Origin of the sequence: Spirochaeta cellobiosiphila DSM 17781 (assembly GCF_000426705.1) — a bacterium.
Classification (GTDB): domain Bacteria; phylum Spirochaetota; class Spirochaetia; order DSM-17781; family DSM-17781; genus Spirochaeta_E; species Spirochaeta_E cellobiosiphila.
The window spans coordinates 48585-71100 of record NZ_AUFW01000012.1 but is presented as its reverse complement, the minus strand read 5'-3'; the positions used below and the strand labels follow the sequence as shown (position 1 = coordinate 71100).

Annotated in this window: 17 protein-coding genes; 2 read left to right on the top strand and 15 right to left on the bottom strand. The window is 36.4% G+C overall.

Annotated features, from left to right (window positions below; all coding sequences use genetic code 11):
* Positions 1 to 4: 4 nt before the first annotated feature.
* From K345_RS0102095 to K345_RS0102075, 5 genes are all read right to left on the bottom strand, one after another.
* The gene (locus K345_RS0102095) at positions 5 to 1318 is read right to left on the bottom strand and encodes an ABC transporter substrate-binding protein (protein ID WP_028972767.1); all 1314 of its coding nucleotides are present in this window, start codon (positions 1316 to 1318) and stop codon (positions 5 to 7) included.
* A gap of 173 nt (positions 1319 to 1491) precedes the next feature.
* Positions 1492 to 2148 (bottom strand): hypothetical protein, encoded by a 657-nt coding sequence (locus tag K345_RS22045; protein ID WP_053227986.1) that lies wholly within the window; start codon positions 2146 to 2148, stop codon positions 1492 to 1494.
* Positions 2149 to 2211: 63 nt separating this feature from the next.
* Entirely contained in the window at positions 2212 to 3339 is a 1128-nt protein-coding gene (locus tag K345_RS0102085) for a vWA domain-containing protein (protein ID WP_028972766.1), read from the bottom strand.
* 30 nt (positions 3340 to 3369) lie between these two features.
* Positions 3370 to 5604, bottom strand: a complete 2235-nt coding sequence (gene ptsP, locus K345_RS0102080; protein WP_028972765.1) for a phosphoenolpyruvate--protein phosphotransferase — start codon at positions 5602 to 5604, stop codon at positions 3370 to 3372.
* A 41-nt stretch (positions 5605 to 5645) separates the two neighbouring features.
* Entirely contained in the window at positions 5646 to 7427 is a 1782-nt protein-coding gene (locus K345_RS0102075) for a methyl-accepting chemotaxis protein (RefSeq protein WP_028972764.1), read from the bottom strand.
* A 161-nt stretch (positions 7428 to 7588) separates the two neighbouring features.
* On the opposite strand from K345_RS0102075, the gene K345_RS0102070 reads away from it, so the two are divergent.
* Positions 7589 to 8584, top strand: a complete 996-nt coding sequence (locus K345_RS0102070) for a lipoprotein TP_1001-related protein (RefSeq protein WP_028972763.1) — start codon at positions 7589 to 7591, stop codon at positions 8582 to 8584.
* Here the strand turns inward: K345_RS0102070 and trxA are convergent.
* The 9 genes from trxA to K345_RS0102025 form a co-directional block, all read right to left on the bottom strand.
* On the bottom strand, positions 8575 to 8895 hold the full coding sequence (gene trxA, locus K345_RS0102065) for a thioredoxin (RefSeq protein ID WP_028972762.1): 321 nt from the start codon (positions 8893 to 8895) through the stop codon (positions 8575 to 8577). The two genes, K345_RS0102070 and trxA, sit on opposite strands and share 10 nt — an antisense overlap.
* 19 nt (positions 8896 to 8914) lie before the next feature.
* Positions 8915 to 9691: a hypothetical protein gene (locus K345_RS0102060; protein ID WP_037570945.1), complete on the bottom strand. Its 777-nt coding sequence runs from the start codon at positions 9689 to 9691 to the stop codon at positions 8915 to 8917.
* Between the two features lie 32 nt (positions 9692 to 9723).
* The gene (trpA, locus tag K345_RS0102055; protein ID WP_028972760.1) at positions 9724 to 10470 is read right to left on the bottom strand and encodes a tryptophan synthase subunit alpha; all 747 of its coding nucleotides are present in this window, start codon (positions 10468 to 10470) and stop codon (positions 9724 to 9726) included.
* A complete protein-coding gene (trpB, locus tag K345_RS0102050) occupies positions 10460 to 11686 on the bottom strand; it encodes a tryptophan synthase subunit beta (RefSeq protein WP_028972759.1) in 1227 nt (408 codons plus the stop codon). The genes trpA and trpB overlap by 11 nt, the downstream gene beginning before the upstream one ends.
* Positions 11673 to 13094 carry a phosphoribosylanthranilate isomerase gene (gene trpF, locus K345_RS0102045; RefSeq protein WP_037570943.1) on the bottom strand — a complete coding sequence of 474 codons (1422 nt, stop codon included), beginning with the start codon at positions 13092 to 13094 and terminating at the stop codon, positions 11673 to 11675. The genes trpB and trpF overlap by 14 nt, the downstream gene beginning before the upstream one ends.
* Entirely contained in the window at positions 13091 to 14695 is a 1605-nt protein-coding gene (locus tag K345_RS0102040) for a bifunctional anthranilate synthase component II/anthranilate phosphoribosyltransferase (protein ID WP_028972757.1), read from the bottom strand. Before K345_RS0102040 ends, trpF begins: the two co-directional genes overlap by 4 nt.
* Before the next feature lie 2 nt (positions 14696 to 14697).
* Positions 14698 to 16107: an anthranilate synthase component I gene (trpE, locus tag K345_RS0102035; RefSeq protein WP_037570939.1), complete on the bottom strand. Its 1410-nt coding sequence runs from the start codon at positions 16105 to 16107 to the stop codon at positions 14698 to 14700.
* A gap of 90 nt (positions 16108 to 16197) precedes the next feature.
* Entirely contained in the window at positions 16198 to 16572 is a 375-nt protein-coding gene (locus K345_RS19320) for a single-stranded DNA-binding protein (protein WP_053227984.1), read from the bottom strand.
* A 123-nt stretch (positions 16573 to 16695) separates the two neighbouring features.
* Positions 16696 to 17847: a hypothetical protein gene (locus K345_RS0102025; protein ID WP_028972755.1), complete on the bottom strand. Its 1152-nt coding sequence runs from the start codon at positions 17845 to 17847 to the stop codon at positions 16696 to 16698.
* Between the two features lie 287 nt (positions 17848 to 18134).
* Here K345_RS0102025 and ilvE point away from each other — a divergent pair, with 287 nt between their 5' ends.
* Positions 18135 to 19217, top strand: a complete 1083-nt coding sequence (ilvE, locus tag K345_RS0102020) for a branched-chain-amino-acid transaminase (protein ID WP_028972754.1) — start codon at positions 18135 to 18137, stop codon at positions 19215 to 19217.
* 2 nt (positions 19218 to 19219) lie between these two features.
* Here ilvE and flcA read toward each other — a convergent pair whose 3' ends face one another.
* Positions 19220 to 22456, bottom strand: coding sequence for a periplasmic flagellar collar protein FlcA (flcA, locus tag K345_RS0102015; RefSeq protein ID WP_028972753.1), 3237 nt, complete (start codon positions 22454 to 22456; stop codon positions 19220 to 19222).
* Between the last annotated feature and the right edge of the window lie 60 nt (positions 22457 to 22516).

Below are 22516 nucleotides of genomic sequence, written 5' to 3'. Positions count from 1 at the left end.
AGGACTATGGCTTATATTGTTCATACTCAACGAATTTTGCATTTTCCACTTTCCAGTGAACTAAAGCAGGTTTAATATTGCCCAATTTATCCCAATCTAATGAATCATAAGCCCCTTCATAATTAATCTTTTCACCAGCAGCGATAAGTTTAATAGCCTTCTGAAAGTCTTGTATATTCGGACGTATAATTGCGCTCTCTTTATTATTTATTTTCGTTAACCCCACCAGTACATCCTGTCCTGATACATAACTCTTTCCGGAATCGTAATACGCCACTAAAGAAGCGAGCATCATCGCTATAGTACCATCATAAGCGCCTGAGCAGGTCATTTCCGGGATAGATCCAGTATAATCAGTAAAAGCTTTAATAAACTCATCACCAGATTCATTGTGATCAGCCAATTGTACAGAACTTCCCTCAAGGCCATCAGCATCATGTCCGACAGAAGCTAATATGTAATTACGTCTAAAACTATTATTAGACAATATGGGAATTTCATAGCCAGACTTCATATATGTTCTAACAGCTTCCGTTGCCGACTGTGGCATCATGGCAACGATCACTACATCAGGTTTTGTATTGACAATACTCTTCCAATCTTCTTTGATTTGAGAGGACTCTTGAATGATCTTAATATCTGCTGTGGCCGTTGGATCATACGCTGGAAGTTTTTCTGCAATGGAAGAAGCTAATGATTGATGAAAAGAGTCTGCATAAATACTTACTTTGAAAGATTTAGCTGTTGTTTTCTTAGTCAAAGCAATCTTGATTACCACATCAGCTTCATTGTCAGCGATATAAAATACACGATGGAGCCATCCTTGATGATCTCTTAAGGCCTTTTGCCTAACTGGATTCTCATCTTTAGCTTCGGGATTATTGATATATCCTGAAGAACTCATATAACAAGCTAAAGGAACTTTTTGAATAAAGGGAGTATTAGGGGCATAGTTCAGCATGTTCACCGCTATGGACTCACCACTGGTGGCTGTGATCAATGCCACAGCTGATTCTTCATTCACTAGTCGAATAGCTTCCTGACTTGCAAGACTAGCAGTGCTTTGTGTATCACCAAAGGCAATATTCATAAACACTGGACTCTGCACTTCACGTAGGGCTTGATTCATCTGCTTTCCAGCCAATACAACAGCTTCTTTATAAAGCGGGGAAGTACTAGCACCTGTTTGATCTACGAGAGCACCTATAGTGATAGTGTTCACATCTGGATTAGTGGTAGTCTTTACGGCCTGACACCCTACAAGCATCACTACCATACATAAAGCTAAAAGATTTGTTAGCTTTTTTACCTCTGTCATTTTTCTCTCCTTATGTCATTTTGATATGGGTTGCTATTAGATAAAACGATGTGTGCTACAAACTTATTGATCTAATTAAAACATAACTCGGAGCTCCCCTTTTTGTACAGAATAAAAAAAAAGAGCTGTTACCACAGCTCTTTCTTTCTACAGGGAATGACTTAATAAAAATTCTATTCTATCATCAAATTTTCCTTGGCTATATGAAATTCCATGTCTGTACTGGTCTCATCAACTTCAAAATATAACTGATATGCATTTCCTTCTTCATCAATCGCAAGTAGATCATACCCGACGGTAGCATCCTGAAGTGGAAAAACAAAGGACACTTTATTCTCCGTTTCAAGAATGGTATTTTCATCAAGGAAATCGACACCCCACATCTCACTATCAGATGGACTGATAAAGAGATAGTAAATATCATTGACGTCATTAATGATATTTACTTCTAAAGTGGATAGATTGACAGGATCATCATTCATGTTGACAGATGTTAAGACCAAGCTAGCCTCTTCATCATCACTTATAGTAAAGTCCCAGGCAATATGCACATTTTGTTCAGAATCAATAACCATTATATCAAAGTCGTCTGATTCATGTGGATACAATATAAAATATCCTAACTGCCCCCCTGCGGAGAGAACCCATTCACTACCTAATACTTCGGGTCCCCAATAATCACTATCAGCAGGTGAGATAAATATATATTCAATATCGTTGTCGGTTGTATTATCGAATAGAATATAATTAAGATCATCCACATCTATGGCATATAAAGATGATCCACTGATGATAGCCATTATGAATAATATGGCGACTATCTTTTTCATGTTAACAACTCCTATCTTAAATAGTGTCCTAAAATATGACAGAAGTTGAATGTTTTATCAAATTTAATTACTGGGTAGCATGATAGTTGTAATTTGGATACCCAATTCTCTGGCATCCTTAATGACTGTTTGTTCTGTTACTATCTTAGTCTTTCCCCTTGGGACAGGGTGGGGAGGAGCATCACCAATCAGAATGATATGACGTGCCTGGGCTATCCAGTCAAAGTTATGTATTCCCGCATCTATCCCTTCATAAACGGCTTCGGGAAGATCCCGTCCCCCACCTACTGTTAAACGCTCGAGGTCTGTTTGCAATGAGTCTAAATCTTCTCTAAAGGGAACGGTTTTAGTCAAATATTCAGCAAAGTAATCACGATAGTAGACAAATCCAAGACGAAATATCTTAAACTTGTTAACTTCATTTTTAATAATTGGGATAAGCCTATTCTTAATAAACGCAATGTCATCTTCCATGCTGGATGTAGTATCCAGAGCAATGACCAGATCTAATGTGTCAGCATCAATGTCTGATATAATTCTATCTATTTCATCAACAAGATCTTCCCCACCGTTGCTATATAAAGTCTCACCACCCGATTCCTCTGCTAACACGGGAAATGTTTTTTCCACATCTTTATGTACTGCTACTGTTCCAGCAGGAATATCTTTGGGAGGCGCCTGGGTCATATGCATAATAAAGGGATTATCAGCATATTGTCCTCTATAATCAGCATAGGGCGTTGTAAAAGTCCTAATACCTATCCAGGAGCCATCATAGGTATACAGAGAACCATTTATCCCATAAGCATTCCAGGTATTACCATAGAGACTTATGTAGGGAATAAAAATATGGAAGGCTTCTCCAAAACGTTCATTATCTTCAACAGTTGAGTCTATAAGTGAATTGTGGCCATCAGGTAAGAAGATACCATCAAGCATCCTTTTTTCATCTCCATTGATAGGATTATATTCACTACTTCTTAAGGCAAAGGAGGGGACCTTAAGGTTAGGGTCTTTTGAAGTATTTGTTAACATTACAGAATTGATATCCGGTTTCTTACGAATATACAGATGATAACCACCTTCTATGGAAGCTTCCATATAGAGATCTTCTGCACTCAAAGTGAGATCCTGGGCAAAAGAATATATAGTGGATAATAAGATTAAACAAAAAACCAGTACCTTCTTCATAAGTCAATTATCGGAGACAGGAAGGTCTTACTAAAGTTTTGAATAACTCTTTATGAACTGTTCCATTTCTTTGACTCTTTTGATTGATAAGATCTTATTGGCCAGTTCCTCTGCTTCTCTTATAGTGTAACTACTTAGTATTTGTTTTACGCTTTCAACTTTAGCTGGAGTTACTGATAATTTTCTGATACCTAGTCCTATGAAAAAGGGAATTAATAATGGATCCGAAGCAACATCACCACAAACTGATAGCTCAGATAAGAGCTCACCCGATCCTTTAGCAATATCTGCAAAGACTTTTAAAACAATAGGATGATGAGAACGATACAAGTGACTTAAATTTTCATTAGTCCGGTCTACAGCCAATAAATACATCGTCAAATCGTTGGAACCTATGGACAAGAAATCTGTTTCCTTGGCGATCTCTTCCACAGACATGGCAGCCGAGGGTAATTCGACCATGGCACCGATTTTTGGATGTTTATTATATAAGGCGCCTCTTTCTTCTAACTGATGGATACAAAGTTTTAATTCTTCTTTAACTGTAAGGACTTCCTCCACATCAGTCACCATAGGAAGCATAATTCCTAGATCTTTACCAGCTCCTGCTCGCAGCATAGCCCGTAACTGATCTCTAAACATTTCTCTATTGGCCAATGAAAATCTTATACCTCTTACTCCAAGAAAAGGATTTGACTCTGACGTTGTTCTCCCCTGTAATAATTTATCACCACCAATATCAGTCGTACGCATTATGACAGGCTTTGTTCCCTGGGACTTTATAATCTCAAGATAGATTCTGTATTGCTGCTCTTCCGAGAGAAAATCTTTCTTAAGAATGAAAGGGAATTCGCTACGATAAAGTCCTATCCCTTCAGCACCCTGTGAGTTAGCCATCCTTGCATCAGAATAAAGATTGACATTTGCCAATACTTGAACTCGCACTCCATCCTTTGTTTGACCTTTAAGAGTATAATATTCCCGTTCACCAACAGCACTATTTGACTTATAAAGGTATTGTTCCCGTAAATTTTGATCTGGATTAATATAGAGAGTACTTCCTGTAGCATCTAATAACAGAGCAGTTCCTTCCTCTATAGAGAGTAAACTCTTATCATCAGTGATTAGTACTGGTAAATTCAAAGATCTAGCCAATATGGAAATATGAGCTGTAACTCCTGTTCCTCTTAGGACTAATCCTCCTACTTTTTCTACGGCTAACCGGAATAAATCTGTTGGGTAGATATGTCGAGAGAGAACTATTTTCCCTTTATAGGAAAAACCTTCACCAGAGTTTGATTTCATATTTGATATGAGTCGGAACCCTAAATCCCTAACATCCTGAGCCTTTTCAGCCAAACGTTCTTCACTCATTCTAGCGAATCTATTAGCATATTCATCAATAACAATCTTTACAGCTTCAGGAGCAGATACGCCATCCAGAATATGATTCTTGATACGTTCGACCAGACTTTTATCTTTGAGCATATAGTATTGTGCTGTAAAGATTAATGAAATCATTTCTGTATCAATGGAAACTCTTGAAGATTGAATCTCTTCAAGTTGTTCAAGAGATGTTGTTAATGACTTATTGAATAGATTCAATTCTTCTTCAACTGAACCTTTAGAGTCTAAATCTTCCATAAGAGAATTAATATCTGCCCATATGGGTAAGGCGTGACCAAAGGCTACACCATCAGAAGTTTTTAATCCTTTTATACTAGATCTTTCTACCTTAACTTTAGGAAAACCAGAATTTTTGTGATTTACAAATATCATAGAATCTCGCAACATATCTCCTAGACGGGATGCCGCTTCCAGTAAATCTTCTTTATTAACTTTATCAAAGCCGTTAATTTCCTTGTGAGCCATTATTAGTACGCCTAATCGGTTAGGGCCTCTTTTAATGGGTACAAATATCTTAGAACCAAAGGGATGAGCTTTATCATCTGGCGAGTAAGTGACAAATCGAACCCTGTCATTATTAAAGGTATCTGCCATATCATTACCGGTTATGGAAAACCTTATGGGTACAGTATTATTGCATCGCTGATTATCCCACCATCCTGATTCATCAAAGCCTACTCTAAAAACAAGCTGATCTGCTTCCTCATCTCTTACAAAAATCGTAGCTAAAACAGCACCTGCTTTTTTTACTAAAAGAGATAAGGCATCTTTTAAGAAATCATCCACCTCATGGATGGACTCAAAGAGATATATCCGTTTTGATATAGATTCTAATATCTGAGAGTAGCTTTGTGACATGCCATAATTGTAATAAGGGAGAAGATGATGGTCAAACTAAATCAATCTAGTTTGAAGACATCTATCTTTTTTAATGTTACCTCACTTAACTTTCCAGTATTTTGAGTGATTTTTATTAGATCCTTTATTTTTTTATCAACACTTTCATTTCGTTTTAACATGTTCTGACAAGTATCTATTGTTGCTTTGGAAAAATCTGATAACTTTTTCATGGCATCTAGTAAACTAGAACCTTCAGAGCTGATTTCATTTATGGATGTTTTCAATTCATTTGTTGCCTTTTGTGTAACATTTAATTGTTCTAGAACAACTTTGTTAGCCTGATCATGTTCTACCATTGCCGTATCAATATTCTGAGTTTCTTTGTCAATGAGAATAATCCCCTTATTCATTTCACTAAAAGTATCTCCTGCTTCTCTGGCGGCAACTAATGAGGCATCAATTTCATCCCGGATCCGAATCAAGTTATGAGAACTGGTTTGCGTATGAATTGCCGTATCCTCTGCTAATTTACGAATCTCATCTGCCACTACTGAAAACCCTTTCCCAGCCTCGCCAGCATGAGCCGCTTCAATGGCAGCGTTCATAGCTAATAAATTAGTTTGCGAGGCAATTCCGGAAATAATGTCATTAATTTCAATTAAGCTATCAGAGTAATTCGCTACACGTCCAACAGAATCAATTGTCTTATCTACTTTTTCTTGTCCTGCTGTGAAGACTTCTTTGATGTCTGAAGTGTGTTTTCTCACTTTATTTATTTGTTCTGTAGTATCAGATATAGATCTTATCATTTGTTCAATACTACTTGAGGATTGGCTCATAGAAGTCGTTTGTTTTTCTACCTGTATTACAGAATTTTCTATATTGCCAATTAATTCTTGACTAGTAATCATTGATTCCTTAGCCATGAGGTGCTCTTCTTCAATAATAGTATATAAACCTGTTATGTCCAGGGTTAAGGCGACCACATCCTCGGAAGACAAATTCACATTGTCCACCAATTGCCGTTGAAATTCCGTTAGTTTTCTAACCATCCCATTTGTTACTTTCAAGTGATTAGAAATTATCTCACTAAATAAATTCACCCGATGACTCATCATGGAGATTTCATCAACAGAGCAAATCGTAATTCTCTTTGTCATATCTTTCTCTCCAGAAATCATTTCCTCTAAACGCTGATTAAGTAGGTTGTACAAAGTTGAAGTATTATTCGCAGAGATGACAATTAAGGGGATAATCACAAAAAGGAAAGCTATCAAATAAGGGAAAGTGGATTCTAGTATGAATCCTAAAACATTTTGAGATTCGACATTTAAATTAATAGCTTTAATCAATTGAAGATAGGTTAAAAAGACAGAAAAGATAAGAGACATGATAGTTATGAATGATGGGATAATAATGCCCTTGCTTCGTTGTCGTTTTGTGTTAAATTTATCTGGAAATCTCTTTAATTGATTTTCATAGAGAAATGATAAGACTAATCTATCTAAAAGCACATAGACAAAACTACCACTTACCATTCCACAGCCCACTAAAACCATTCGGAAAGGGAATAGTAAAACTTGCAGATCCCCTGAATCAGAAAATGCTAAATGTGTATAGACCATTAAAAAACCAATTAACAGGATCAATAGCATTAGCAGGGAACGAAGAGGGGCCGCACCCAAGGATTTAAATCGCTTTAAAAATATTTGGTTATCCATATCCCAGTCCGAAACTTTTACTAGCTTAGACAAAGGGAGAAAAAAAACATTGGCAAGAATGATTGTTCCGATTAATGGAATAGAGAGACCTAAAAAGAGTGCATTATAATTTAAATTCACTACACTCCTACCCAACCCAAAAGCTATTAAGGAGAATAATACTATTAAAATATTAATAGTGAAATGAAATCGTGATCTATATGACATAGCATAATAATAACTTTATTAAAGATCTTGAATCAATACTTACATGATATCTGTATAAAAGTCGGAGGTCATATATGAAGTTAAATCACTTATTTAAACCATTTCCTATATTATTACTATTCATCACATCCTGCATCCCCTTACCTAGTGCAACAGCACTAATGAATTGGGATACAAAACCAGCCGAATTATTAACATGGAATCTTAAGGATAGGAAGATGATGCTGAGCTTTGATGAAGCCATTAGTCAAGGAGACTTTAATTTAGATCAATTAAAAGTTGATTCTATGGAGATAGAGGGAGACACCATAACTTTAACACTCCCGGGCAATAGAGGAGCAGATAAATTAACAGGTACTGTTAACGATCAAAATGATAATGAGACTTTCTTCATCCTTCCTTTTTATTATTCAAATCCCAATTTGCCGAATATAATCATTAACGAGTTCACAACAAAAGGTTCAAAAACTCATCCTGATATGGTTGAGTTTTATTGTTTGACATCTGGTAACATTGAAAGTCTAACATTTTATATTGGAGTTAAATCAAACTATACAAACCGTTATATTTTTCCTTCATTAGAGGTGAAAGCAGGAGATTATATTCTTCTTCATCTAAAACCGGAAGGGATTGAAGGAGAAATAAATGAATACACTAGTCAATCCGAGTCCATTGGAATCGATCATTGTGACACTGCTTGGGATTTATGGGTTGATGAAGCTACAGGATTATCTGCAAATAATGGCATATTAGCATTATATAACAACCCCAATGGCAATATCCTTGATGGTGTCTACTACACTAATAGATCAAGTGAAAATATGGATAAGTATTCAGGTTTTGGCAGCAAGAAAACCCTTGAACAAGCAAATATACTCTATAAAAACGAACAATGGGAATTCGATAGTCTCTCCCCAGACTATGGTATCAGATCAACAAACAGCACAAGTACAAGAAGTATTTGCCGTTCATCGGATTTTATTGATACCAATGGCACTGGGGATTGGCATATCGTTCCCACAAGGGGATCCACTTTTGGTTATAAGAACACAGATGATTCTTATAACTGATCTTTGAATAAAGCTTCTATAGCAGCTTTAGATCCGGCTCCAGCTTGTTGGTTTACTACTTCCCCACCTTTGACAACCATCAAGGTAGGAATACTAATAATGTTAAAACGTCCGGCAAGCTCGGGGTTTTCATCAACATTGATTTTACCAACTTTCAGTTTGCCTTCATAATCTTTTGCGATTTCTTCTACAAGGGGAGAAATAGTTCGGCAAGGCATACACCATTCTGCCCAAAAATCAATTAATACAGGAATATTGGACTGTATTACTTCAGATTCAAAATTATCATTCGTAAGGGTTAGTTCGCTCACAGCAAATCCTCCATATGTTTTATACAGGTTTTAAGTCCTTAAGTCGAAAGTCATCAAGAACTTGTTCCACAAAAGTTAAAACTTTTTTTACTTTAAGGCTATCAGTTTCTTCTAGATTTTGATCATTTTGAAATTCATATATAAAATTTCTTACTTCATGAAAGAAAAATGATGCTTCTAAAATACATCTTTTATGTTCTTTTGTAATAATGGACAAACTTATATTGTCATTATTAAGCATATTGACGTATTTATCTAAGTTTCTTGGTAAGCTACCATCAGAGGGAGAAGAAAGGTTTACTAACATGGTTTCCACTTTGCTTGTAGGTCGAAATTGTCTAATAGGATAATAATCACGAAATACATTATCTAACTCAGACCAATATTCTTTATCAAATTGGGTTATAGCTCCATAGAGTCGCTCCATATCTTCAGAAGATTCTTCATGAATATGTATTCTTGGGTATTTGACGATTCGACTTCGTAATTCATCTAAAACCCTTTCAACAAAGGGTTTTGTGGGCTTCTTTTTCTTTGGAGGTTCTTTTTCTTTTTGTTTAACTTTAACTGTTTTTTTGAACTCTTCAACCTCATTGTATGCATGAGCAACTTCCCATTCAGCCTTAAAAAAGGTAGGTAAATCCAAACGTTTCCTTAAGGCCTCATAATATCTATCTTCAAAGGCAGATTTAAGTCGAGGAGATTTTCCATATCGTACAACGAGATGGTTATATTCAGATCTAATCTTATCTAACCATTCTACGGAATCATCATGTGTCCACTTTTTTCTTTTCATGTTAAACATTCTAATAGTAGTGGATAAGTATCTCAAGAACCTAATAAAGATAATAATTTATCTTTTACAGCTTTATAGATCTGTTCATTGCTGCCCTCTTGAGGAATTGATTTTACCAGTGCAGAACCAACAATTAGGGAATACACTTTGTCCTTCAACTCTTCAATTTGACCATGAGAATCAATTCCAAAACCAGCAAGCACTTTGCAGGAACTATTTTGTGCGAGCTTATTAAGAAATTCAATACTATCTTCACCTATACTTGTATGACTTCCTGTAATACCAACACGTAGTGCCCCATAGATATATGATAACGATAGTTTTTGAATAGCCTCTAGCCGTTGTTCAGAAATATTGGGAACAAGTACAGGAATGACGTGAAGATTATTTTTTTTACCAAAGGAGTACAAGCCCTCATCCTTATCAAAAGGAAGATCAGGAATAATTAGCCCCTTTGCTCCAGCTTTAGCTGCCTGCTCACAGAATAGCTCTACCCCTCTAGCGTAAACCAAACTGGCATAACTCATGATAAAAATAGGTATCTTTGTTAGTTGAGACACTTCCTTTACTAATTCAAAACCTTCATCCAAAGTAAAACCAGAGGCTAAGGCCTTAGTACAGGCTGCTTGAATGGTTGCTCCATCTGCAGAAGGATCAGAAAAAGGGAACTGTATCTCCAGAAAAGAGGCACCTCCATCAATCAATGCTCTTGCCACATTTAAAGAAGCTTCTCTATGGGGGTAATGGGATATCATATGGGTCATAATTTTAGCTTTCATATCGTTTAACCTCATCTTTTAAGAATTTAGTCCACGTTTCTCTACTTAGCTGTCCTGCAGTAATAAAAATATCTTTATCTCCCCTACCAGACATATTGATAATGACAGCTTTATCTTTTGGTAATGTAGGAATCACCTTAAGTGCAGCCGCTCCTGCATGAGCAGATTCCAAAGCAAATATGACACCTTCTTTTTCTGCAAAGAACTTTACCGTATCTAAGGCTTCTTTATCGGTTATAGAGACAAACTCTATTCGCCCGGTTTTCCCAAGGTGAGCTAACTGAGGGCCAATACCTGCATAATCAAGGCCAGCAGATACAGAATGAGTAGAGAGAACTTGTCCATCTTCATTCTGGAGAAAAAGACTTTTATAGCCCTGAACAATACCCTCTCGTCCAGGACCAGTCATTCTACTCGCATGTTGACCAATGTCTGCTCCAATACCGCCAGCCTCTGCCCCTATTAATCTCGGTTTATTCTTTTCTAGATAAGGGCTAAAAAAACCAATAGCGTTGGACCCTCCACCAACACAAGCAACCATAGCTGCCACATCAAGATTCTTTTCTTGGACAATAGTATCTACTTCTTTTCCAATAACAGATTGAAACTCTCTAACCATATCCGGAAAGGGAGAAGGCCCCAAAGCAGATCCTAATAAATAATGTGTATCATCAGGATGAGAAGCCCAATCTCTCATTGCTTCATTAACAGCATCCTTCAAGGTCTTATCACCACTAGTAACGGGAACAACCTCTGCTCCATATAATTCCATTTGGAAGACATTAGGGCGTTGTCTTCTTATATCAACTTCCCCCATATAGATATGACAATCTAAACCTAATTTGGCACAAACAGCAGCGGTTGCCACTCCATGTTGCCCAGCCCCTGTTTCTGCTATTATTCTTTTTTTACCCATTCGTTTAGCTATTAGTGCTTGGCCCAAGGCATTATTGATTTTATGAGCCCCTGTATTAGCCAAACCTTCTAGTTTTATATAAACCTGAGCTCCCCCCAATAATCGAGTGGTATTTTCCGCATACAATAAAGGGGTTGGTCGACCAACATATTGTTTCATTAGACTAGAATATTCTTCCCAAAATTCAGGATCTTCCATCGCTTCTCTAAAAACAATCTCAAGTTCATCTAAGGGTTTTCTTAAGACTTCAGGGACATATCGGCCACCAAACTCACCAAAATAGTTATTAAATACTTTCAACTCGTGTCTCCTTGAAAAAACTTTCCATCTTTCTATGATCCTTTATTCCTGGTGAAGATTCTACTCCACTAGCCACATCTACTAGTTCTGGTTGATACATTTTGACGATTTCGTGAATATTGTCTGGATTCAAACCGCCTGCCAACCACAAGGGCTTACTCTTTGATGCCTCTGTTATTATTTCTGGTGACAAGGTTTTTGAAGCATTTGTATCAAATCGATCCTTATGAAAAGCATCAATTAGGTGTCTTATAGAAGGTATATCTCTTTGACCCCTGTATTCCTCAATCGATTTAGCTTCTATTCCTATATAAAAAGGATATTTAAAATCCTTCAGAAGTTTTCCACTTGGTGCTCTATGGAATTGAATAGCATCCAGATATCCGGCATCCAATAAAGTAGTCAAACTCTCTTTATCTTGTTCCCAATCTGTAACAACGCCAACCTTTAAAGCTTTAGTTTTTGGTAAACTCCTTACAAAAGAAGGACTTACTCTACGTGGACTTTCTGCAAAAATGAAACCCATTATGTCTGCACCTAGTTTATCAGCATAATAAACATCCTCCTCTCTTGTTAATCCACATATTTTAATGAGGGGTAGATGATTTTTCTTATACAGATTAGACCAAAACTTTGATTGTCTGTTTTCAGAGGGAAAAGTTCCTAATAAAGAAGGGATTAGTTCTGGAGCCCTAACAACTGACTCTCCGACGAGAAGCCCATCAAATCCATTACTCAACGCAACATTAGCAGACCAGGATCCAAAAATTCCAGACTCAAAGATTTTTTTCCCTTCATAGTTCAAGTTAAATAACTTCTTTATGGGAGAAGCTAAATCAATAGAAAAGGAAGATAGATCCCTACAATTTATTCCTGTTATTTCCGGTTTGATAATATTAGCCTTTTCAAAATCCTTCTGATCATGGACCTCAAAAAGGACTTTCATACCAAGCTCTGTACTTAGCTGATACATTTCTTTTAACGCATCGAGAGTCAGAGCGGATGCTATTAAAAGAACCGCATCAGCTCCTGCTTTATAGGAAGTTATAATATCTTCTGTATCGATAAGAAAGTCTTTTCTTAAAACAGCTAATTCAGGAGTAGCTTCCTTTACTGCGATTAAGTCCTTAAGGGAGCCATTAAAATGATTTTCTTCAGTAAGCACAGAAACAGATTTAACACCTTTACTATAATAAAGCTTACTTTGAGCAACAGCATCTAAATCAAAACGAATATCACCTTTGGAAGGAGATTTTCTTTTTATTTCACATATCAATCCTGGAGATTCGCAAAAGAGTGTAAGGGGAACCCGTCTTTCTTCAGGGATTTCAACACCTAAAGCATACCCCTCACTCTTAATACGATCACGTCTCATACTAATTATCTTTGTTTTAATATTATCTATCATTGAAGAGCCAACTCCTTGCCTCTTGATACAATTAGATTCAGCTTGTCCTTAACTAGTCCAGATTTTAATATTTCCTTCGATCTTGTATATCCTTCTGAAATGGATTCTACTAGACCATAGACCATCAGAGCGGCTCCTGCATTCACACATATAGCATCAATTAAAGCTTCTTTTCCTTTTCCATTAAGAATGTCCAGTGCCATATTTGCATTCTCTTGTCCACTCCCTCCTTTTATATCTCCAAGGGTATAACCATTTAGGCCTAAGGATGCAGGATCAAAACTATAATTAGTTTCAACACCAGATTCATCTATAAAACATATCTGAGTAGCGGCCGAGATAGAGATCTCATCTAACCCATCCTCTCCATACACAGTCATAACTCGTTTTACACCTAAGAGCTTTGCCGCTCTAGCCACAATAGGTACGAGATCAGAACTATAAACGCCAATTATTTGATATTGAGCTCCCGCTGGATTACTTAAAGGTCCTAAACAATTCATAATCGTTTTTATTCCAAGAGCTTTTCTAACAGGTCCTGCATATTTCATAGCCCCATGAAAAAGAGGAGCGAATAGAAAAGCGAAATCTGTTTCCTTTAGTAACTTTTCCGATTTCACAGGATCAATATCGATTGTCATTCCTAAACATTTATAGAAGTCAGCACTTCCCGATAAGGAACTAACGGCCCGATTACCATGTTTAGCAACAGCAGCTCCTGCACTAGAGGCAATCAAGGCTGCAAAACTTGAAATATTGAAACTACCAGATCCAGAACCTCCTGTTCCACAAGTATCAAGAAGTGGTTTTTCACCACAAATAGCGACTCTTTTCTTTAATAAAACAGAGGCGCAACCTGCGATTTCTTCACTAGTTATACCTTTTGCATTGAGGGCAACCAAGAAAGCGGAAATATGAATATCAGATAGATTACCATCTGTAAGTTCTTCCATAAAACTAGCCGCTTCGTCCTGAGATAGATCTTCACCATTTATCACCTTTGATAATAATTCTTTTATATCCAAGGCTTCTCTTTTGTAGTTTAAAAAATTTTTTAACATACGTTTGCCTGCCTCGCTGGCAATAGATTCAGGGTGAAACTGAACTCCTTCAATAATCATATTCTTATGACGTAACCCCATAATTTCTCCATCTTGACTTTGTGCGGTTATCTCAAAATCTTGAGGTAAGGAGTTCTTTTCAATAACAAGAGAATGGTATCGAGTAAATTGGGTTGGATTGGATAATCCCCTAAAAAGTCCCCTCCCATCATTTGTTATAGGTTCTGTTTTTCCATGTACTATATTTTTAGCACCTACAATGATTCCACCAAAGGCTTCTCCAATGGCCTGATGCCCCAGACATATTCCAAGAATAGGGATTTTACCTGCAAAATATTTAATGGCCTCTATACTGATCCCAGCGTCTGTAGGTCTTCCAGGACCAGGAGATATGACAAGATAGGAAGGTTTGAGTTCAATTAAGTGAGTCAAATCTATTTGATCATTACGGATAACCTTTATAGGAAGTTCAGTTACCTCCGTAAGATACTGATAGACATTGTAAGTGAAAGAATCATAGTTATCTAATAAGACAATCATTGTTACACCTCTATTCCTATACTTGAAGCTAAAGCTCTTAATTTTTCATTTGTTTCTTCCAACTCACGTTCAGGCTCTGAGTCATGAACGATCCCACCACCAGCTTGTAAAGTAATCACGTCCCCCTGCTTTAAGCCTGTACGTATAGCTATGCAAGTATCCAGATTACCTCCAGGTTCGAAATATCCAACTAGCCCTGCATAAAAACCTCTTTCAAAAGATTCTAATTGGCTGATAGTTTTTATAGCTTGAATTTTGGGTGCACCAGATACTGTACCAGCAGGAAACGTTGCTCTAATGGCGTCCATTCCATTTTTATTATCTTTGAGTAGACCTTCCACATTGCTAACAATATGCATGACGTGACTATATCTTTCTACTTGGGCATAGGATGTTACCTGGACTGTTTCTTTTTCACATAAGCGACCGAGGTCATTCCGCGCTAGATCTACAAGCATGAGATGTTCAGCTCTTTCTTTTGGGTCATCTAATAGTTCCTTCTCTAGTAGCAAATCTTCCTGATTCGTCTTCCCACGCCTTCTTGTACCAGCAATAGGTCGAATCAGAGCCTTCCCCTCGTGAACTTTGACATGAACTTCTGGAGAAGAACCAAACATTTGGTAGTCATCAAAATTAAAAAAGAATAAATAGGGGGAAGGATTACTTGAACGAAGTCGCCGGTAAGCTTCCAAGGCAGGTAATTTAGTTTTTACCTGTAATCTTCTTGAAGGGACACATTGTAGTAAATTACCCTTTACGATTTCATCTTTTATAAAACTTACATTGGCTTTATATTGTTCTTCTACAGAAGAATCTGTTAATACTTCAACTTCAAAGTCATTATCTTTGGGAGCTAGGTAGTTAAAATTTAAGTCATTGATAGCATCAACAGTTCTATCAATTGCTTTTGTTAGATTAATTTCACTTTCTTTGTAATTAATACCAACCAGATAGATCACATCTGTATAATGATCAAAGATTATAAAAATGTGCCCAAAAATAAATACAGCTTCAGGCAAATTTAGAGGATTTGGATTATTCGTGAGAGGTATATCATCACAATACTGACAAAACTCAAAACTAAGAAACCCTAATCCACCTGCAGGAAATGGTAAATTTTGTTTTAAAGGGCTATGTTGTTCAGCAAAATAGTTAAGAACATCTAGAATATCTTTAGCCTGACTTTTTATTTCTAATAATTTATTACCCTTTTTCATATAGCTTCTACCAGACGATTGAACAATTTTAAAAGCTTCATCTACTAAAAGAATGGAATAACGCTCTCTACCATTATTCAAAGAGGATGATTCTAAAACAACTTTTGCATGGAGTTTTTCTGCTAGAGAATAGGGTGTGAATCGTTCACCAGGAAGGACTTTAATAATAGTGTCTTGTCTATATTCTTTAGGCATATACGCTCCTGATAAAATATAACCGTTTCTACTAATAGAAACGATTATACCTTTATACACAGGAGTATAACGACATGTCAATTAATTTTTCTAAAATGTGACTTCAAACTCTGATTGATTTGTCACTTTTTTATCTGTGCGTAAAGTACGGAACTCAATATGTTCCCCAATGATTTTTATTTTAGATCGAACATGACCATCTTTATCATTCCAACGATCCTGTCTCAAAATACCAGCTATTCTTACATTAGTGCCTTTTGATAGATATTCCTCTGCAAACTCAGATGTTCTATTCCAGACTTCAATGTCAAAATAGTTGACTCCCTTAGTCTGCTCTCCATCGACTTTGTAATAATAATTGTGTGCTACAGTAAATAAACTTAATTTGTGACCGTTTGGGGTTGTTCGTGTTTCAGGATCTTTTACCAGATTCCCTTCGACTACGACAGAATTGAATGGCTGCATATATGACTCCTTATAATATGTTAGTTATAAGGAATACAGAAATTTATGGGGGATTGATTTTAAATAAAAACCCACCGTCAAAGACGGTGGGATATATAGCATAATACTAACAAAAATTACTTATTAGAAAGAAACCTTTGCAGATAAGAAGAATGCATTTGCAGCTTTATCGTTTTCAGCAGCTACCATATCAATAGGTGCGTTCAATGACTGTTTAGCATAAGTTGCGCTGTCATCTTTCTTAGCAATATAAGCGTAACCATAAGTAAATGTTACACCTGATACTTCAGATTGTGCTCCTGCTTCTAAGAATTGGAAAGCTTTTGCGTCTTTGTTATAAGAGTCTTCATTAGTACCAAGAGCAAAATCAACACCAACATAAGGTTGGAATAAACCTTCAAACAAGTTATACGCTACTGAAGCAGTAAGATTTTGTACCTGTGAATACTTATTAGCATCGGATCCATTGTCCCACTTTTCTCTGTTTACTGAAACGAAGTTCATACCACTTGTAAGAGTAAGATCAGATACCGCTGCATTAACACCCAAACCAAAGAAGATTTCATTTCCACCATCATAAGTATGCTTAACGCCACTTATTTCTGTGTCACCAACACCTAAAGCCTTGTAAGAAAAGTTAACACCTGGTTTGACAGAAAAAGCATCTGTTGCATATTCATAATTTGCTGTAGCAAAAAATGTACTTGTTGCATCTTTTGTACCATTAGTATTGAAACCTAGTTCATAGTTTGCATCAGCCGCAGAACCATAACCCAAAGCTGTGAAATACATAAAACCGTCTTTCACTGATTTAAAATCAGTAATTACACGAACATTAAAAACTTCAGCTGGTTTTACATCAACTTGGTAATTAGCTTTTGCACTATCTCCTCCAAGTTTTACATCAACGGCTTCTGCTTCAAAACCGCTAACCTTACCAAATCTTTCTCCTCTAGCATCAAATTTACCAATTTTTGCTACAACAGGAAGTACTCCTAAGGAAGATCCAATATCAGTCTGAAGCCATGCAGAATCAACTGCCATAAAACCTGAATCAGCCTTGATTGTAGCTTCAATAGAAGTAAAATCATTTAACTCGTTAGCAACAGTAATCTTTACATCAGCTTTACTATAGTCATCTTTTAAGCCCTTTGTTACTTCACCATCAAAATCAGATGCATAACCAAATTTAAGCTCACCAGATACTTCGGTTTGCGCTATTGCGAATGATGCTACAAACGCAACTAACAATGAAAAAAGTAAAAACTTCTTCATAAAAACTTTTCCTCCGTTTTTTAATCGATCAATGGATAATACCCATTAACCTTCTTATTTGTTTCAGTATATCCAGTGCTAATTTTTTCTGTCAAGTTTTTCTTTACTTTTTTAAAGGTCTACTAACAATTCTATATGGACATAATGGAGATAACTCTGCCAATGGCAATATATTTATCCGAACACATAGTATTTGTAAAAAATACAAGCCCTTTTATGTAAGATTGGACTTTTTTTTAAAGGACTGATTAAATAGCTTTATCTGTATTAAAAAGGGAGAAATTTAAATGGGATTTTCTTTATCAATTTTGCCATGGATTTATACAGCAAAATATATAAATCAATCTTGGAAAGGAAATTTTGAAGAAAAGAAGCATTTCTCTTTTGAAGAAGAGCTTCAACTTTCATCTCAAGATAAATCAGAACTATTAGCCAAAAGAAATGAACTAGGGCAATTGCCAATGGTTTCCTATACAAGCCAGTACGGTATGGGATGCTTTGAAGGATTAAAAGCGTTTCCTCAAAAAGATGGTAGCTTAAAAATATTCAGACCTGATGAAAATGCTAAAAGAATGAAAAGTTCTATGGAGGGTCTTCATATGCCTGGGATTGATGAAAAAGTATTCCTGAATGCTGTTAAAGGGATAGCTAAAAGAAATCAAGAACTAGGTTTTACGCCAGAATACGCTAGTGTTTGGGAAAAAGATAATTTTCTATCAGGTCATTCTATCTATATAAGACCATTTACTTATTCAGAAGCGGCTATCGGCTTAGGATATAGTGAAGCCCCCTGGTTTATTGTTATATCAACACCAGTAAGTTCTTATTTTGGAACAGGAAGCTCAAAAGCAATTACAACAGACCGTATTCGTGCTACTAAACGAGGTACAGGTTGGATAAAATGTGATGCTAATTATGTCATTCCCACACTTGCTAAAAAAGAAGCAGAGCAACAAGGCTATATGGAGGCTATATTTCTCGATAGTATGGAGAGCAAGTACATAGAAGAAGGCTCTAGTAGTAATTTTTTTATACTTCTAAATGATGGCACGCTTGTAACTCCATCTTTAGGAGATACGATTCTACCTGGCATCACTAGAAAAAGCATTATGACACTAGCTGTCGATATGGGATTGACCGTCGTAGAACGACAAATATCAATCGAAGAAGCCTTGGATGCTGGCAAGGAATGTTTTGTAACTGGTACAGCAGCAGGAATCAGCTTTTTAGAATCAATGACCCATAAAGGCAAAACAAAAGTCTTTAATGCTGGAAAAATGGGAGAACTGACCAAGGAACTTCTTTTAACATTAAAAGGTATTCAATATGGTTCAAAAGAGGATAAATACAATTGGATGGTTAGTGTCTAATTTTAAAACTGATCTGATTGCAAGTCCCTAGGAATATCTTGATATATCTCTAGGTCTGCTTCTGACTGAGGATATAATAGTAATCTTGAGTTCACATAAGGCAAATTAGCAAGCTCTTCTCGAACACCTGAATCTGGATCTCTTGACAAATTATCGATTAATTCAGAAGCCTTAGTAAAATAATACTGGGCTTCTCCTTTTTTTGAATTATCTCCCATCCTACGTGATACCTGCACAAGTGAGACACCTAAATTGTTGTAAACCTTATACAAATCCTCAACTAGATATTCATGATCGGGGTTATCTTCAGGAAGCAACATGTCTATGGATTGATATTTGGCCTCAAGGTCCTTCTTAAGACCCTCATAATATCCGCGAGCAGCATAATAATCCTTTCTCCTATACAAAGTATTCGCCATAGCATAACGAAGGTTTTCATTATTCTCAATTGAGTCCAAAGAGTCATAAAACTCATCGAGAGATTTCTTAAACTTATTTTGTAGATAGTAAACGAATCCTTTTCTATAATTCACTTCTGGTTCTTGATAATAATTCCTCTCCCCTTCAACATAATAGTCTAAAGCGGTCTGATAATCATGTGACACATAATAGTTGAGGTCTCCCATTAATTTGTATATTTCACCAAATTCTTTACGTGCAGACATTAATCCTCTAGACTTACTATCTTCATAAATATTTAAAGCAGCCCCATAAGATTGTTCTGCAGACAGATAATCCCCTTCATCATACTGCAACTTTCCGATTCGTTTATGAGTGTCTACTAGCTTAGGAAGACGCCTCTGAGATAAAGGCATGGATTGTTCAAAAAAATATAAAGCGGAAGTCAGGGCCTTCTTTTCATCTCCCTCCTTACCTATTTGATCAAAATATCTGGCTAATTCATAATGTGTTTCAGGATAAGACGGATTAATTTCATAGGATTTTAAAAGTATAGATTCAACATCAGAAATTTCATCCCTATCTATAAGATATCCTCCTAATTCTGCCCAAGTATCCCCAAAACTGGCCAGATTCCTTGCTGGAACATCAAGATACATATCTTTGATCCTATTTACTTCTTTTATATTATCAGTACGTATAAAAAGCCTTAACATTCTCATCCAGATTTCATTCTTGCCTCCAGCTTCCTGTCGCAACTCAGCATAGGAACGCCTAGCAGATTCAAAGTAGGAGGGATCTTCATAAGCCCATTCAAGATAGTTATCACCAAGATAGAGTTTCAAGTCGTAATCATTACGATTTATATCTAAGCCCATCTTCAAAATACGTTCGGCTTCAGCATAGTCATTACGATCGTTACTAGCCATTTTGGCCCATTCCAGGTAGCCATTTGTTTCTTTAGGATAATTCTGAATTAATTGACTATACTTTTCTGCTGCGTAATCATACTGTCGACGACTCAAATAGGCTTCTGCGTATTTGTAAAACCAACTTTTATCTTTCCATGTATTCCAGGCCAATCTAAAATCTTCTTTGCCCAATTCATAGTCGTCATCCAGAACACTCTCATAGCCCCGCGTATATAAATTCTTTGCCTTTAATGGTCTATATGCGAACTGATATCCCAATATAATTAAAACACCAGTCAATATACTTAATAAAAATGCATTCCTTATGATGGGAAGCATTATATGAACCGCATTATATAGGAGAGTAGATCGCTTTCGATCTAACTCAAGTCCACTTTCTTTAAATCCAGAAGGGATTCTGATTACTTTTCCTAAGATATCCCCAACCGTCTTAGCCAGAGCTTTAGGAGAAGCATCTTTAATCAACATATTTATAATTCTTTGATTATCCTCAGTTGACAGATCCTTTTCTCCAATAGCTTCTTCAATAGCAATCCTTAAGTTTAGAGGTAGGGTTCCTAACTTTCTTTGAAGTTTTTTAAATTCCTCTTCTGATATTTCAAACTCACCTGGTTGTTCACCCTTATCAAGGCTCATATCCATTGCAGGATTCAGGCTTCCAGGATCAGATAGCAAATCGTCTTCTTCATTTAGACCAAATTCACTACCAAAATCACCTAAATCAAATTCATCATCTTCATTAGACTCAAAATCATCATCACTATCAAAACTGGCTAATTCAGGAAAATCATCGGAGATATTAGTTTCGATTGAAAATTCATCATCAGAAGAGGAATCCAATTCCATATCATTTGAAAAATCTGGAAAAACCATATCATCATCAGTGGAGGCTTGTTCTTTTATTGGATCATCTAAAGAAAATTCTTCTAATTCATCAGGAGTACTGTCACTAGGTTTGTCTGATAAATCTTCATCGAAGGAAAACTCAAAGTCTTCATCACTAAAACCTGGATCACCCATGTCCTCACCAAAATCAGGCAAATCAAGATCAAGGTCTCCCGAAGTTTCCATCTCAGGAATATCTTCCAGTTCATCAAAAGATTCTTCTTCAATATCAATAGAATCATCTAAATCAATATCCAAATCTCGAGGACTGTCTGGTTCAGAAGTGATATCTAAACCATCAACAGGAGGTTCTTCCTCTACACTGGACTCTTCATCATTTGAAGGATCATTTATATTAGCTGATAATTCAGCCAAATCATCATCAATAGAAAAATCCATATCTGAATCAAATGCTGCTAAAGCAGCAGTATCAACAGAAGGATCTAGGTCATCATCAAGGCTATCATTCTGAGTAACATCCTTACTTTCAAATTCCACATTGTTGTCAATGCCAAAAGAATCCTCTTGATCTTCTGTACTGGATTCCAAATCTGGAACATCATCAAAGTTTTCTAGAACATCGAGATCATCGGTCTGTTCCTCGAGTGAGTCTTCAATTTCAGGAATCTCACCGACCTCATCAAGATCAAAGTCAGAAAAATCTTCATCCTGATTCTCAACCGAGTCAGAGAAAGCATCATCTGAAAATGGTTCATCAGATAGTAAGTCATCACCGAACAAATCATCAGGAACAGAAAGATTACCGTCTTCTGGTAAATCCAGATCATCATCAAAAAAGGAATCAATATCTAGATCTGAATATTCCTCTTCAGGTGCCGGTTCAGGCTCTTGATCCAATTCTTCTCTTGTTTCTTCCAGCAAAGAATTGAGATCTTCAGAAATATCTGATACAGGTGGTTGTATATCTTCTAAATCCTCGCCTCGTTCCTGTCTTATAGTAGGTTCATTAGCGAAAGACTGAATTTGTCGTTTTATATCTTCAATAGCATCCAGACTTGGCATACAGAAATTATCGTCCCTTTATAAAGGTTTATTGAACCAATCTTATTAAAGTCAGTTAAG

Bases quoted from the DNA above. Each gene is read 5' to 3' on its own strand.
- K345_RS0102095 (WP_028972767.1), bottom strand. From the start codon at position 1,318: ATGACAGAGGTAAAAAAGCTAACAAATCTTTTAGCTTTATGTATGGTA.
- K345_RS22045 (WP_053227986.1), bottom strand. From the start codon at position 2,148: ATGAAAAAGATAGTCGCCATATTATTCATAATGGCTATCATCAGTGGA.
- K345_RS0102085 (WP_028972766.1), bottom strand. From the start codon at position 3,339: ATGAAGAAGGTACTGGTTTTTTGTTTAATCTTATTATCCACTATATAT.
- ptsP (WP_028972765.1), bottom strand. From the start codon at position 5,604: ATGTCACAAAGCTACTCTCAGATATTAGAATCTATATCAAAACGGATA.
- K345_RS0102070 (WP_028972763.1), top strand. From the start codon at position 7,589: ATGAAGTTAAATCACTTATTTAAACCATTTCCTATATTATTACTATTC.
- K345_RS0102060 (WP_037570945.1), bottom strand. From the start codon at position 9,691: ATGAAAAGAAAAAAGTGGACACATGATGATTCCGTAGAATGGTTAGAT.
- trpA (WP_028972760.1), bottom strand. From the start codon at position 10,470: ATGAAAGCTAAAATTATGACCCATATGATATCCCATTACCCCCATAGA.
- trpF (WP_037570943.1), bottom strand. From the start codon at position 13,094: ATGATAGATAATATTAAAACAAAGATAATTAGTATGAGACGTGATCGT.
- K345_RS0102040 (WP_028972757.1), bottom strand. From the start codon at position 14,695: ATGATTGTCTTATTAGATAACTATGATTCTTTCACTTACAATGTCTAT.
- trpE (WP_037570939.1), bottom strand. From the start codon at position 16,107: ATGCCTAAAGAATATAGACAAGACACTATTATTAAAGTCCTTCCTGGT.
- K345_RS19320 (WP_053227984.1), bottom strand. From the start codon at position 16,572: ATGCAGCCATTCAATTCTGTCGTAGTCGAAGGGAATCTGGTAAAAGAT.
- K345_RS0102025 (WP_028972755.1), bottom strand. From the start codon at position 17,847: ATGAAGAAGTTTTTACTTTTTTCATTGTTAGTTGCGTTTGTAGCATCA.
- ilvE (WP_028972754.1), top strand. From the start codon at position 18,135: ATGGGATTTTCTTTATCAATTTTGCCATGGATTTATACAGCAAAATAT.
- flcA (WP_028972753.1), bottom strand. From the start codon at position 22,456: ATGCCAAGTCTGGATGCTATTGAAGATATAAAACGACAAATTCAGTCT.